Here is a 13380-nt window from a genome sequence, read left to right on the forward strand (position 1 = left end):
TCCCCGGACCGTACACCCACGGGGAGAGGGTGCAAACACTAAAATGGCAACCTTACGGTTGCCATTTGCGTTTATTTGGCGTCAGTTGCCGTTCCGTTCGCATGCCAGTCAAACACGCCGAACTCAAAGCCCTTCAGATCGCCCTTTGCGTCCCAGGAGAGCGGCCCCATCACGGTCTCGACCGTGTTCGCTTTCAGCCAGGTGGCAATCTCAGCCGGATCGGCTGACTGGTTCAGACCCGCCTGCAGAGACTGCAGCGCTGCGTAGGTTGTCCAGACGAACGCGCCGCTTGGATCCTGCTTCTTCGCCTTGATGGCATCTACGATAGGTTTGTTCGCTGGCACCTGGTCGTAGTTCTTCGGCTTGGTCACCAGCAGACCTTCGGCAGATTCACCCGCGATGTTAGACAGGGAAACGTTCGCCACGCCTTCCGGGCCCATGAACTGGGTTTTCAGACCCGCCGCGCGCGCCTGGCGCAGGATCTGGCCCATTTCCGGGTGGTAGCCGCCGTAGTAAACGAAATCGATATTCTCTTTCTTCAGACGCGCCACCAGGGTGGAGAAGTCTTTCTCGCCAGCGGTGATCCCATCAAAGAAGACCACGTTGGCATTGCCTTTTTTCAGACCGTCCTGCACCGCACGGGCCAGACCTTCGCCGTACTGCTGTTTGTCGTGAACAATCGCGATACGCTGCGGCTTCACTTTTTCCAGAATGTACTTAGCCGCCGTTGGGCCCTGATCGGAGTCCAGACCGGTGGTACGCAGGGTCAGCTTGTAGCCGCGCGCGGTCAGCTCCGGTGCGGTCGCAGCTGGGGTGATCATCAGGATACCTTCGTCTTCGTAGATGTCAGACGCGGGCTGAGTAGAAGAGGAGCACAGGTGACCGATAACGTATTTGATGCCGTCGTTGACCACTTTGTTCGCAACCGCGACCGCTTGCTTCGGGTCACAGGCATCGTCGTATTTTACGATCTGCAGTTTTTCGCCCTTGATGCCGCCCTTAACATTAATATCTGCAACCGCCTGTTCTGCGCCCGTAAATTCCTGGTCGCCGTACTGTGCTACCGGACCGGACATTGCACCCACCACGGCCACTTTAATATCTGCCTGCGCCATGGTGCTGAATGCCAACGCGATACATCCTGCCAGTAACGCTTTACCCTTCATGTTCATCCTGAGATTCCCCATTATTATGGTTATTACGATTGTTGTGATGTTGTTGTGCAGCGCTTTATTTCAGTTATTGGTGTGCTGTTCGCGCTTTTTCAGCATACTCTGCTAAAACATACCCCATTTTTATGATTTTGGAATAGCTAATTTGAAATGAATATATGATAAGCCCGACAGGATTTACCGCCGGGCTGGTGGCTTTAACGTGTCAGCGACGCGAAGATAATGTCCAGCGCTTTGCGGAACTGCGCTTCTGGGATGGTAAGCGGATAAAGGAAGCGGATCACGTTGCCGTAAACGCCGCAGCTCAGGAGCAGCAGCCCTTCGTTCAACGCGCGCTCCTGCACCTGACGGGTAAATTCCGGCGACGGTTGCCCGGATTGCGGATCGTTAAACTCTACCGCGACCATCGAGCCCTGGGCACGGATGTCGGCGATGAACGGGCAGTTTTCCTTCGCTTTGTTGAGCACTTCTACCAGATGATGGCCGAGATGCGCCGAGCGCGTGCAGAGATCTTCCTCGTCAATCACGTCCAGCACCGCGTGGGCAGCGGCAATCGCCAGCGGGTTACCTGCGTAGGTACCGCCCAGACCGCCAGGTGCAGGCGCGTCCATCACCTCGACGCGGCCCGATACCGCTGAGAGAGGCATCCCGCCCGCGAGGCTTTTTGCCATGGTGATCAGGTCCGGCTTCACGCAGTGGTGTTCCATCGAGAACAGCTTGCCGGTGCGGGCGAAGCCGCTTTGCACCTCGTCGGCAATCAGCAAAATTCCGTGGGTATCGCACAGGGCTCGCAGCGCCTGCATAAAATCAGCGGGCGCAATGTTGAACCCGCCCTCTCCCTGAACCGGTTCGAGAATAATGGCCGCCACCTGGTCTGGGGCGATATCGGCCTTAAAGATGCGCTCCAGGCTTTTTAATGCTTCCGCCGTGCTGATGCCGTGCAGATCGTCAGGGAATTGAGCGTGGTATACCGAACCGGGGAACGGGCCAAAACCCAGCTTGTACGGCGCGACTTTACCGGTCAGCGCCATGGTCATAAAGGTGCGCCCGTGGAACGCGCCGCCGAAGGTGATAAGGCCGGGGCGTCTGGTATACGCGCGGGCAATTTTGACCGCGTTTTCGACCGCTTCAGCACCCGTCGAGAAGAAGGCGGTTTTGGCCGGGCCGTCAATCGGCACGCGCTGGTTGATGCGCTCGGCAAGCGCCACATAGCCCTCATACGGCACAATCTGGTAGGCCGTGTGGGTAAAAGCGTGGAGTTGTTTTTCGATAGCGGAGATAACTTTGGGATGGCGATGGCCAGTATTCAGCACCGCGATCCCGGCGGCGAAATCGATGTACTCATTGCCTTCCACGTCCCACACCGTGGCGTTTTCGGCTTTATCAGCATAGAAGTTACACATCACGCCGATGCCGCGCGGCGTCGCCTGTAAACGCCGGTCATTCAGTTCGTTATTTTTCACCCTGACCCCCTGAGAAAATCGCCTGCTTAGCGCATCAGTAAGTGTTTGCCAGGGGGGAGAAATTCGCCAGAGCGGGCGCTAAAAAAACAGAACCCCCGAATTTGCATTCGAGGGCTCTCGGTGTACTTCGCGGTAATTACGCTTCGATAGCAGCGCGAAGTTTTTTCATGGCGTTCTTTTCAAGCTGACGGACACGTTCCGCAGAAACGCCGTAGCGGTCGGCCAGCTCCTGCAGCGTGGACTTGTTGTCTTCGTCCAGCCAGCGGGCGCGGATAATGTCCTGGCTACGCTCGTCGAGGCCTTCCATCGCATGGGTCAGCTTGTTCGCGGCCTGATCTTCCCAGTTGTCCTCTTCAATGCCGTCGGCAAAGTTAGAGGTTTTATCCTGCAGATACAGAACCGGTGCCATCGGCTGGCTGTCAGATGCGTCGTCGTCGGAGGACATATCAAAGGTCATGTCCTGCGCGGCCATACGGGATTCCATCTCACGGACGTCTTTGCTGGATACACCCAGCTCGCGCGCCACCATTTCCACTTCATCCTGATTGAACCAGCCCAAACGCTGCTTGGTTTTACGCAGGTTGAAGAACAGCTTACGTTGCGCTTTTGTCGTGGCGACTTTCACGATACGCCAGTTGCGCAGCACGTATTCATGAATTTCTGCTTTGATCCAGTGTACGGCGAAGGAAACCAGTCGCACGCCCACTTCCGGGTTAAAGCGACGTACAGCCTTCATCAGGCCGATGTTACCTTCCTGAATCAAGTCCGCCTGCGGCAGGCCATAGCCCGCATAGTTACGAGCAATGTGAACAACAAAGCGCAGGTGAGACAGGATCAGCTTTTTCGCTGCTTCCAGATCGCCCTGGTAATGCAGCTTTTCAGCAAGCTCCTTTTCTTCCTCGGCCGTTAACATCGGCCAGGTGTTCGCAGCCCGGATGTAAGACTCCAGGTTACCAACAGGGGCTAAAGCTAAAGTTTGCATTTCTTTGGTCATTCATTCCTCTCAATGTTTCTTCTGGTCCAGGCTGTCCCCGTCAGGCAACAACCATGCCAAAGCGTTTGAGCAACGAGATTAGCATTCACTCTTTTATCAGACAGTGATTTTATCCACAAGTTCCAGGTGCAACAGTGAATAAATTACGCACAAAATGTGACATGGAGATGATAACAGGGGAAGAGACAACAGGGACGCTTTCCCTGCAGAGCGAACATCTCGGTGCAGGGAAAGATTATATCACGCTTTTATTAGTCGGGAGTAAAGTGGCGTAAATGTTGAACCGTTGCCAGCCATGCGGCAATCCAGCCGATCATGGAGCACACCAGCAGCAACAGCAGGCACTCATCGAAGCCTAAGCCACTGATATCAAACTTAGTTCCGAAAACCTGCGCCACTTCTGTGACGGCAGACGAAAGCCGCATCACCAAAATTTCTGACAATATCAGTGAAAGAAATGCGCCGGAGAAACCGAGCAGTGCGCCACCGTAGAGGAACGGACGCAGGATGAAACCATCCGTTGCGCCAATCAGTTTTTGCACATTGATGGTATCGCGACGCGCAAAGATGCTCAAACGCACGCTGTTACCGATGACGAGGAACACCGCCGCCACCATCAGCACGCCGATCATCGCCGACACGCGCCCCACCAGCCCGGTCAGCGCCGCAAGACGGGCAAACCAGCTGTCGTCCATGCGCACTTCATCAATCCCGTTGATGCGTGTGATGCGGTCGCGCAGGGTATTCAGCGAATCGGTACCCTGGAAATCCAGCTTCGGGATCACCACCGCCACGGCGGGCAGCGGGTTCTCTTCCAGCATGTCCAGCGCGCCGCCAAAGCCTGACCAGTTACGGAACTCGCCCAACGCTTCTTCACGGGAGAGATAATTCACCTTCTCCACGCCCTGCTCGGCCTGGATTTGCCCGACCACCTGCGCCGCCGCGTTATCGTCGAGCGCTTTATCCAGATAAACGGTGATCTGCGGTGACGGGTAATACTGCGACGCCGCCTGGTTGACGTTCTTATAGACCATGTAGCAGACGCTTGGCAGCGTCAGGGAGATGGCGATCACCATCACCGTCAGGAACGTCGCCAGCGGTTTGCTTTTCAGGTCCTGCAGCGCGCCGTGGAAGGCGTAGCGCACCTGTTCGTTAAACACGTTGGTCTTGCGGGAGGCCGGTTTCGGCGCCGCTTTCTGGCGCTTAGGCGCATTACGATTGCCGTCACCGCCGCCCTGCGGCTTACGGAAACGGTCGAACCGGTTCCCGAACTGCCGAATCTGGTTCATTGCATCACGCTTGTTCACCGTGGCCTCCGTGCAAATGCCCGTCGCTCAGGGTCAGCATGCGGTACGAACGACGGGAAATCAGCCCCATATCGTGCGTCGCCATCAGTACCGTTACCCCTACGCGGTTGAATTCCTCAAACAGACGCAAAATCCCTTCGGACAGGGCATCGTCCAGGTTACCGGTCGGTTCATCCGCCAGCAGTACGGCAGGCTTGTTCACCACCGCGCGGGCGATGCCCACGCGCTGCTGTTCACCGCCGGAAAGCTGGATCGGGAAGTTCTTCGCTTTGTCCAGCAGCCCGACCTTGTCCAGCGCCGCAGAGACGCGACGGCGGATATCGTCATAGCTGGCGCCGGCAATAATCAGCGGGATCGCCACGTTATCGAAAACGGTGCGATCCATCAGCAGGTGGTGATCCTGGAAAATCATGCCGATCTGACGACGCAGAAACGGCACTTCACGGTTTTTCAGACGGCTAATTTCGTGGCCGCTGAACCAGATTTTCCCGGCGCTTGGCCGTTCGATCCCACAGATAAGCTTGAGCAGGGTACTTTTCCCCGCGCCGGAATGGCCGGTCAGGAATGCCATCTCGCCTGGCTGCAGGTGGAACGTCACCCCCTGCAGCGCTTGTCTCCCACCGAGATAGGCCTTGCTGACGTGTTCAAAGCGAATCATTGTTAGTCCTCTCGGGCAAATAATGCCTCAATAAAGTCGTCCGCCTTAAACGGACGTAAATCCTCAATACGCTCGCCCACACCGATGTAACGGATAGGAATGCCGAACTGGTCGGCCACGGAGAAGATCACCCCGCCTTTCGCGGTGCCGTCCAGTTTGGTCAGCGCGATCCCCGTCAGTCCTACCGCTTCATGGAACAGTTTTGCCTGACTGATGGCGTTCTGTCCGGTGCTGGCATCAATGGTCAGCATAATTTCATGCGGTGCGTCTTCGTCCAGCTTCTTCATGACGCGAACGATCTTCTTCAGCTCTTCCATCAGGTGCGATTTATTCTGTAAACGCCCTGCGGTATCGGCAATCAGCACGTCCACGTTGCGCGCCTTCGCCGCCTGGATGGCGTCAAAGATCACGGACGCGGAATCCGCGCCGGTATGCTGGGCAATCACCGGAATGTTGTTGCGCTGGCCCCACACCTGCAGCTGCTCAACCGCCGCCGCGCGGAAGGTATCGCCCGCCGCCAGCATCACCGATTTGCCCTGCTGCTCAAACTGGCGCGCCAGCTTGCCGATGGTGGTGGTTTTACCCACGCCGTTCACGCCTACCATCAGAATAACAAATGGCGTTTTGCCTTCAATATTAAGCGGTTCGTCAACTTTTGCGAGAATTTCACCCATCTCGTCTTTCAGCAGACCGTACAGCGCCTCGGCGTCGCGCAGCTGTTTGCGGCTCGCCCCTTCGGTCAGGTTGGTGATGATCTTACGGGTGGTTTCCACCCCAACGTCCGCAATCAACAGCTGCTCTTCCAGCTCTTCAAACAGATCGTCGTCGATCTTCTTGCCGCGGAACAGACTGATAAATCCGGAACCTAAGTTTTCTTTGGTTTTGAGCAGGCTGCGTTTCAGACGCGCGAAGAAACCCTCTTTGGTCGGTTTTTCCTGCTCCTGAACGGTCTCTTCTTCGGCCTGCTCTTCTACCGGCACAACGATGACCGCTTCTTCAGCGGCTTCCGCCGCCAGCGCCTGGGCTTCCAGCTCTTCGTCGGTCAGCTCTGGCTCATGGGCCGCCTCTTCTTCCACCGCCTCAACGATTTCAACGGTTTCCGCTTCGGCCTGCCACTCTTCGGCAGACACCGCTTCGGCTTTCACCTCTTCCGGCAGCGGCAGCTCTTCATGCTCGATAACGGCCTGCGGCGCGTCGGTAACGGCGTGGGCGATAACCGGTTCTGGCTTCTCGCTCTCCTGAACCTGTTCCGTGACCTCAACCACCTCTTCTGCAAAGGATTCAATCTCTTCTTTGCTGTGCGCCGTCTCTTCCGCATCGACAACCGCGGCGGTTTCTACAGGCGTTTCAGGCTGCGACGGCTCTTCAACGGCTTGTTGCTCTTCGGTTTTCTGTTCTGTTTCTTGCTCTTTTTCACCGAAGCCCAGCCAGGAAAAGAAGCCACGTTTTTTTTGTTTTGCCATCTGCGACTACACTCCTCGCGGCGCTATATACATGGAAGCTAAAAAAATGATGAAATAGTCTAACACTTTACTTAATTGACATCACCGCCCGCAATCGCAGGCCAATTGTTAACAGAGCTTTCCTGAGATGAAGAAACCCAACCGCGCCCCGGCCGGTCAAATTCGTATTATCGGCGGTCAGTGGCGAGGCCGGAAATTACCGGTGCCGGACAGCCCCGGTTTACGCCCTACAACCGACCGCGTTCGCGAGACGCTGTTTAACTGGCTTGCCCCATCAATGGTAGACGCCCACTGCCTGGACTGCTTCGCCGGAAGCGGTGCCTTAGGGCTGGAGGCGCTGTCGCGCTACGCCGCCAGCGCCACGCTGCTGGAGATGGAGCGCGGCGTTGCGCAGACGCTGCAGCAAAATCTGGCGACGCTGAAGGCGACGAACGCGAAAGTGGTCAACACCAATACGCTCAGCTTCCTCGCGCAGCAGGGTACGCCGCATAACGTGGTCTTTGTCGACCCGCCGTTCCGCAAGGGGTTGCTGGAAGAGACGTTATCCCTGCTGGAGCACAATGGCTGGCTGGCGGATGACGCGCTGATTTATGTAGAAAGCGAAGTGGAAAACGGCCTGCCACCCGTTCCCGTTCACTGGGATCTGCACCGCGAGAAGGTCGCAGGCCAGGTGGCTTATCGTCTGTATCACCGTCAGGCACAAGGAGGATCCGATGCCGGTACTGATTAACCTGGGACGCTTGCTGATGCTGGGCGTCTGGGCATTTTTGATTTTGAATCTGGTGCACCCGTTCCCGCGCCCGTTGAACATCTTCGTTAACGTGGCGCTGATTTTCACCTCGTTCATGCACGCCCTGCAGATGGTGATGCTGAAAAACGGCCTGCCGAAAGATGGCCCGCCGATGACCGGCTGGCAGCAGCTGCGGGTGTTTATTTTCGGCGTGTTTGAACTGCTGGTGTGGATGAAGAAGTTTAAGGCGCAGGTGAAGAAATAAGGTGCGGTGTGATGCCCTCACCCTAACCCTCTCCCACGGGAGAGGGGACCGATCGCGCATTATTCAGCCCTAAAACCTACAAAACGCGACCCTTTATAGCTCAGCGTGCCTTTCTCTCCCACCGTCAGCTGATGGTACTGCTGCGCCTCCAGGCGGAAGGTCATCTCCAGACCGCCGGTTTCCGGCTTAAAGCTGGCTTCATAGCGCATGCCGGTGCCCGCAGGCGTCACCTGCTGCTGGCGAGAGCGGCGGTCGTTAAGCGGTTTCTCGCGTTTGTTCGCCACCACTACGCGCTTGTGCATCAGCGGCGCGGCGTCGTTGTCCGCCTTTTCGCGGCGCTGCTGCACGAAGCGAAACGAGGCGGCAATGACGATGATCGCCACCACGATGATGAAAAATAGCGGCATCTTGCTCATTGAAACATCCCATCAGATTATGCGGAATTCAGGATACCTCGCCTGCCCCGGCATTGCCAAACGCCCGCTCGCGTCACTACACTGGATCAGAAACTGATTATTCAGCCTCAACAGTTACAGGGAGTTAATATGCTTTGGTCATTTATCGCTGTCTGTTTTTCCGCATGGCTTTATGTCGATGCGTCCTATCGCGGTCCAGCCTGGCAGCGCTGGTTGTTTAAACCCGTCACGCTGCTGTTGCTTCTGCTGCTCGCCTGGCAGGCTCCGATGTTTAACGCCATCAGCTATCTGGTGCTCGCCGGGCTGTGTGCCTCCCTGATTGGTGATGCCTTAACCCTGCTGCCGCGTCAGCGCCTGCTGTATGCCGTGGGGGCATTTTTCCTCTCCCATCTGCTGTATACCATCTACTTTGCCAGCCAGATGACGCTCTCCTTCTTCTGGCCGCTGCCGCTGGTGCTGCTGGTGATTGGCGCGCTGCTGATTGCGGTGATCTGGTCGCGTCTGGAAGAGATGCGTCTGCCGGTATGCACGTTTATCGCCATGACGCTGGTGATGGTGTGGCTGGCCGGTGAACTGTGGTTCTTCCGCCCGACATCTCAGGCGATGTCCGCGTTCTTCGGCGCGGCGCTGCTGTTAATCGGCAATATCGTCTGGCTGGGCAGCCACTATCGCCGCCGCTTCCGCGCGGATAATGCGATTTCGTCCGCCTGCTACTTTGCCGGGCACTTCCTGATCGTGCGTTCATTGTATATCTAAATAACGCTTGACTCTGGAGTCGACTCCAGAATGTATGCTGCGGTTAATGAGAAAATTATCATTACCGGAGACTGCCATGTCGACTCCAGAAATTCCAAAAAAAGTCCCACAATTCTCGGCGCTTAAGCTCAGCCCGGTTCCGGCAAAAGACGACTGCTGCTGCGAAGGGACGTACGAAACACCAATCCAAACGCTTCCTGAAAACGGCAACCGCTACAGCTGGGTCGTCAACGGTATGGACTGCGCGGCCTGCGCCCGCAAAGTTGAAAACGCGGTGAGGCAGGTACCGGGCGTGAACCACGTTCAGGTCCTGTTCGCCACCGAAAAGCTGCTGGTTAGTGCCGAAAAAGACGTCAGCAAGCAGGTTGAAGCCGCCGTCAGCAAGGCGGGCTATACCCTGCGCAGCGAAACGGCACCTGCCGAAAAAACCTCTCCCCTGAAAGAAAACCTGCCGCTTATTACCCTCATCATCATGATGGCCCTGAGCTGGGGTCTGGAGCAGATTAACCACCCGTTCGGTAATCTGGCGTTTATTGCCACTACCCTGGTCGGGCTGTTCCCGATTGCCCGTCAGGCACTGCGCCTGATGAGAAGCGGCAGCTGGTTTGCCATTGAAACGTTGATGAGCGTGGCGGCCATTGGCGCGCTGTTCATTGGCGCGACGGCGGAAGCGGCGATGGTGCTGCTGCTGTTCCTGATCGGCGAACGGCTTGAGGGCTGGGCAGCGAGCCGGGCACGCAAAGGGGTGAGCGCGCTGATGGCGCTGAAGCCAGAAACCGCCACGCGGGTTAATGAAGGCAAACGTGAAACGGTCGCCATCAACACGCTGCGCCCGGGCGACGTGATTGAAGTCGCCGCGGGCGGGCGTCTGCCTGCCGATGGGGCTCTCGTTACCGCCACCGCGAGCTTTGACGAAAGCGCCCTGACCGGGGAATCCATTCCGGTTGAGCGTGCGGCAGGTGAAAAAGTCCCTGCCGGTGCCACCAGCGTCGACCGCCTGGTGCAGCTCAAAGTCCTGTCCGAGCCGGGCGACAGCGCCATCGACCGTATCCTGAAGCTGATTGAAGAAGCCGAGGAGCGCCGCGCGCCGGTCGAACGCTTTATTGACCGCTTCAGCCGGATTTACACCCCCGCCATCATGCTGGTCGCCCTGCTGGTTACCGTCGTTCCACCGCTGTTCTTCGGCGCGCCGTGGGAGGGCTGGATTTATAAAGGGCTGACCCTGCTGCTGATCGGCTGCCCGTGCGCGCTGGTGATCTCTACGCCCGCGGCGATTACCTCGGGGCTGGCGGCGGCGGCACGTCGCGGGGCGCTGATTAAGGGCGGCGCGGCGCTGGAACAGCTGAGCCAGGTTCAGCACATCGCCTTCGATAAAACCGGCACGCTGACGGTTGGTAAGCCGCAGGTCACCGGCATCTATCCGCAGGACATCAGCGAAGACGAACTGCTGATAATGGCCGCCGCCGTTGAGCAGGGCTCCACTCACCCGCTGGCGCAGGCGATAGTGCGTGAAGCGCAGAGACGCGGGCTGGCTATCCCTTCGGCAACCGCCCAACGGGCGCTGGTTGGGTCAGGGATTGAGGCCGTCGTCGACGGCAAAAAGGTGCTGATTGTTGCGGCAGGCGCGTTCTCTCATCCACAGGTTGAGGCGTTAGAGCAGGCCGGGCAAACGGTCGTTGCCGTGATGCAGGACGGCATGTCGAAGGGCATGCTGGCACTGCGCGACACTCTGCGCGATGACGCCAAAGACGCCGTGGCGGCGCTGCATCAGTTGGGCGTACAGGGCGTGATCCTCACCGGCGATAACCCGCGCGCGGCGGCTGCGATTGCCGACGAGCTGGGGCTGGCGTTTAAGGCCGGATTACTGCCTGCGGACAAGGTCAGCGCGGTAACCGAACTGAACAGCCGCGCGCCGCTGGCGATGGTCGGTGACGGAATTAACGATGCCCCGGCGATGAAGGCCGCCACCCTCGGTATTGCGATGGGCAGCGGCACCGACGTAGCGCTGGAGACGGCGGATGCGGCGCTGACGCATAACCGTCTGACCGGGCTGGCGCAGATGATAGATCTTGCGCGGGCGACGCGCGCCAATATTCGCCAGAACATCGGCATTGCGCTGGGTCTGAAGGGGATATTTCTCGTCACCACGCTGCTCGGCATGACCGGACTGTGGCTGGCGGTGCTGGCGGACACCGGGGCGACGGTGCTGGTCACGGCGAACGCGTTGAGATTATTACGGCGGAAATAAAAACGCCCGATGGCGGCTGCGCCTTACCGGGCCAATAACAACTCTGAACCGTAGGCCGGGTAAGGCGCAGCCGCCACCCGGCAAAAAACGGCGTTACTGCATCCCTAACAGCCCCGGCAACCACAATGATATCGCCGGGATATACGTCACCATTCCCAGCACTACCAGCAGGATGCCGTAAAATGGCAGCATCGCCCGCACCACGGTTTCAATCTTCTGCTTGCTCACCGCGCTCGCCACAAACAGCACCGACCCGACCGGCGGGGTGATCAGCCCGATCCCCAGGTTAACCATCATGATCATCCCGAAGTGCACCGGGTCGATCCCCAGCGCGTTGGTCACCGGCAGCAGCACCGGCGTCAGGATCAGGATGATCGGCGCCATGTCCATCAGCGTGCCGATCAGCAGCAGCATGATGTTGAGATACATCAGGATCACGTACTTATTATCAGAGAGCGACGTGAAGAACTCGGTGATGCGCATCGGCAGCTGCATGTAGGTCATCACCGCGCCAAACGCCGCGGCAAAGCCGATTAAAATCATCACGATGGTGACGGTTTTCACCGTGCGGCACATCAGCTTCGGCAGTTCGCTCCATTTGTAGTCGCGGTAGATAAACATGGTGACGAAAAACGCCCACAGGCAGGCCACGGCGGCAGATTCGGTGGCGGTAAAAATCCCGGACAAGATCCCGCCGAGGATAATCACCACCGTCATCAGCCCCCACAGGGCATCGAGCATGATTTTCAGCGCCTGTCTGAACGGGATTTTATCCCCCTTCGGGTAGCCGCGTTTGCGGGCGAAGCACAGGCAGAGCACCATCAGGCTCACGCCCAGCAGCAGGCCCGGCAAAACGCCCGCGATAAACAGCGTGGCGATGGAGACCGTTCCCCCCGCCGCCAGGGAATAAATCACCGAGTTGTGGCTGGGCGGGATCAGAATCGCCTGCACCGACCCGCTCGCCGTGACCGCAGCCGCGTATTCGCGCGGATAGCCCTTCTTCTCCATCTCCGGGATCATCACGCTGCCGATGGACGCTGTATCCGCCACCGACGAGCCTGAAATCGCGCCGAAGAACGTCGAGGCGACGATGTTCACCAGCGACAGCCCGCCGCGGATAAAGCCGACAAACACATAGGCGAAGTTAACCAGCCGTCGGGCAATGCCCCCTTCCGCCATGATCGCTCCGGCGAGGATGAAGAACGGGATCGCCAGCAGGGTAAATTTGTTCACCCCACTGGTGATCTGGATCATCAGCGCCTCCAGCGGTAAATCAATCCACAGCGCACCTGCCACGGCGCTCAGCCCCACGGCGAAGGCCACCGGCATCCCCAGCGCCAGCAAAATGGCGAGGGTGAATAACAAAACAAAAGCATCCATTGTCCACCCCTTAACTGTGATTGCCGATCAGCACGACCGGACGGTTTTCCTGCGCGCCAAACAGCAGGCGTTCAAGCACAAACAGAATCAAAATCGCCGACCCGATCGGCAGCGGCAGGTAGCTTTCGCCGGAAGTCAGGATCGGGAACTCCGCCACCGGCTGCTCCCAGAGCTCGACGCACAGCCAGTAGCTGTACCAGCACATCAGACCGGAAATCAGCAGCATCAGCAGATCAACCACACGTGCACACAGCTTTTGCAGCGACGCGGGCAGACGGTCGGTGAGCATATTGACCGCAATGTGCGATCCGGCGCGGTAGCTCACCGCCGCGCCGATGAAGGTGAACGTTACCATGCAGATAATGGCGACGGGCTCCGGCCAGGATTCGCCGCGGTTGAGCACGTAGCGTGAGAAGATGCCGATGGGGATGACAATCGTCATCACCAGCAGCGAGACACCCGCCACCGCCATGGCGAGCAGGTACAGACGGTCCATCCACTTCAGGTAGAGTTCGGACATACGTGCTC

At 58.0% G+C, this 13380-nt stretch carries 13 protein-coding genes; 4 read left to right on the forward strand and 9 right to left on the reverse strand.

Annotation, left to right across the window (positions count from 1 at the left end):
* Nucleotides 1-71: 71 nt before the first annotated feature.
* The 6 genes from livJ to ftsY form a co-directional block, all read right to left on the reverse strand.
* Nucleotides 72-1172 carry a branched chain amino acid ABC transporter substrate-binding protein LivJ gene (gene livJ, locus IM265_RS20865; RefSeq protein WP_193032182.1) on the reverse strand — a complete coding sequence of 367 codons (1101 nt, stop codon included), beginning with the start codon at nt 1170-1172 and terminating at the stop codon, nt 72-74.
* A gap of 197 nt (nt 1173-1369) precedes the next feature.
* Nucleotides 1370-2635 carry a 4-aminobutyrate--2-oxoglutarate transaminase gene (locus IM265_RS20870; protein ID WP_193032179.1) on the reverse strand — a complete coding sequence of 422 codons (1266 nt, stop codon included), beginning with the start codon at nt 2633-2635 and terminating at the stop codon, nt 1370-1372.
* Between the two features lie 136 nt (nt 2636-2771).
* On the reverse strand, nt 2772-3629 hold the full coding sequence (rpoH, locus tag IM265_RS20875; RefSeq protein WP_028015143.1) for an RNA polymerase sigma factor RpoH: 858 nt from the start codon (nt 3627-3629) through the stop codon (nt 2772-2774).
* Nucleotides 3630-3880: 251 nt separating this feature from the next.
* A complete protein-coding gene (ftsX, locus tag IM265_RS20880; RefSeq protein ID WP_028015142.1) occupies nt 3881-4936 on the reverse strand; it encodes a permease-like cell division protein FtsX in 1056 nt (351 codons plus the stop codon).
* The gene (ftsE, locus tag IM265_RS20885) at nt 4923-5594 is read right to left on the reverse strand and encodes a cell division ATP-binding protein FtsE (RefSeq protein ID WP_003861525.1); all 672 of its coding nucleotides are present in this window, start codon (nt 5592-5594) and stop codon (nt 4923-4925) included. The genes ftsX and ftsE overlap by 14 nt, the downstream gene beginning before the upstream one ends.
* 2 nt (nt 5595-5596) lie before the next feature.
* Complete coding sequence (ftsY, locus tag IM265_RS20890; protein ID WP_193032177.1) at nt 5597-7057, reverse strand: signal recognition particle-docking protein FtsY; 1461 nt, start codon at nt 7055-7057, stop codon at nt 5597-5599.
* A gap of 127 nt (nt 7058-7184) precedes the next feature.
* Between ftsY and rsmD the strand changes: the two genes are divergently transcribed.
* Both rsmD and IM265_RS20900 read left to right on the forward strand, forming a co-directional pair.
* Nucleotides 7185-7787, forward strand: coding sequence for a 16S rRNA (guanine(966)-N(2))-methyltransferase (gene rsmD, locus IM265_RS20895; protein WP_193032175.1), 603 nt, complete (start codon nt 7185-7187; stop codon nt 7785-7787).
* The gene (locus IM265_RS20900; protein ID WP_014882110.1) at nt 7771-8052 is read left to right on the forward strand and encodes a DUF1145 family protein; all 282 of its coding nucleotides are present in this window, start codon (nt 7771-7773) and stop codon (nt 8050-8052) included. The genes rsmD and IM265_RS20900 overlap by 17 nt, the downstream gene beginning before the upstream one ends.
* A gap of 59 nt (nt 8053-8111) precedes the next feature.
* Here the strand turns inward: IM265_RS20900 and IM265_RS20905 are convergent, their stop codons facing one another.
* Nucleotides 8112-8468 carry a DUF2500 domain-containing protein gene (locus IM265_RS20905; RefSeq protein ID WP_193032173.1) on the reverse strand — a complete coding sequence of 119 codons (357 nt, stop codon included), beginning with the start codon at nt 8466-8468 and terminating at the stop codon, nt 8112-8114.
* 129 nt (nt 8469-8597) lie between these two features.
* On the opposite strand from IM265_RS20905, the gene IM265_RS20910 reads away from it, so the two are divergent.
* Both IM265_RS20910 and zntA read left to right on the forward strand, forming a co-directional pair.
* The gene (locus IM265_RS20910) at nt 8598-9224 is read left to right on the forward strand and encodes a lysoplasmalogenase (RefSeq protein WP_028015138.1); all 627 of its coding nucleotides are present in this window, start codon (nt 8598-8600) and stop codon (nt 9222-9224) included.
* 76 nt (nt 9225-9300) lie between these two features.
* Nucleotides 9301-11472, forward strand: a complete 2172-nt coding sequence (gene zntA, locus IM265_RS20915; RefSeq protein ID WP_193032171.1) for a Zn(II)/Cd(II)/Pb(II) translocating P-type ATPase ZntA — start codon at nt 9301-9303, stop codon at nt 11470-11472.
* A 93-nt stretch (nt 11473-11565) separates the two neighbouring features.
* Here the strand turns inward: zntA and IM265_RS20920 are convergent, their stop codons facing one another.
* Nucleotides 11566-12852, reverse strand: a complete 1287-nt coding sequence (locus IM265_RS20920) for a TRAP transporter large permease (protein ID WP_193032169.1) — start codon at nt 12850-12852, stop codon at nt 11566-11568.
* Nucleotides 12853-12862: 10 nt separating this feature from the next.
* Nucleotides 12863-13372: a TRAP transporter small permease gene (locus tag IM265_RS20925; protein WP_048957457.1), complete on the reverse strand. Its 510-nt coding sequence runs from the start codon at nt 13370-13372 to the stop codon at nt 12863-12865.
* Between the last annotated feature and the right edge of the window lie 8 nt (nt 13373-13380).

This window comes from Enterobacter cloacae complex sp. P17RS (assembly GCF_014895885.1).
Classification (GTDB): Bacteria; Pseudomonadota; Gammaproteobacteria; order Enterobacterales; family Enterobacteriaceae; genus Enterobacter; species Enterobacter bugandensis.

Excerpts from the sequence above, each read along its gene's own strand:
- IM265_RS20920 (WP_193032169.1), bottom strand. The coding sequence starts at position 12,852 with ATGGATGCTTTTGTTTTGTTATTCACCCTCGCCATTTTGCTGGCGCTG.
- IM265_RS20905 (WP_193032173.1), bottom strand. The coding sequence starts at position 8,468 with ATGAGCAAGATGCCGCTATTTTTCATCATCGTGGTGGCGATCATCGTC.
- IM265_RS20910 (WP_028015138.1), top strand. The coding sequence starts at position 8,598 with ATGCTTTGGTCATTTATCGCTGTCTGTTTTTCCGCATGGCTTTATGTC.
- zntA (WP_193032171.1), top strand. The coding sequence starts at position 9,301 with ATGTCGACTCCAGAAATTCCAAAAAAAGTCCCACAATTCTCGGCGCTT.
- IM265_RS20925 (WP_048957457.1), bottom strand. The coding sequence starts at position 13,372 with ATGTCCGAACTCTACCTGAAGTGGATGGACCGTCTGTACCTGCTCGCC.
- rpoH (WP_028015143.1), bottom strand. The coding sequence starts at position 3,629 with ATGACCAAAGAAATGCAAACTTTAGCTTTAGCCCCTGTTGGTAACCTG.
- ftsY (WP_193032177.1), bottom strand. The coding sequence starts at position 7,057 with ATGGCAAAACAAAAAAAACGTGGCTTCTTTTCCTGGCTGGGCTTCGGT.
- IM265_RS20900 (WP_014882110.1), top strand. The coding sequence starts at position 7,771 with ATGCCGGTACTGATTAACCTGGGACGCTTGCTGATGCTGGGCGTCTGG.
- ftsE (WP_003861525.1), bottom strand. The coding sequence starts at position 5,594 with ATGATTCGCTTTGAACACGTCAGCAAGGCCTATCTCGGTGGGAGACAA.
- livJ (WP_193032182.1), bottom strand. The coding sequence starts at position 1,172 with ATGAACATGAAGGGTAAAGCGTTACTGGCAGGATGTATCGCGTTGGCA.
- rsmD (WP_193032175.1), top strand. The coding sequence starts at position 7,185 with ATGAAGAAACCCAACCGCGCCCCGGCCGGTCAAATTCGTATTATCGGC.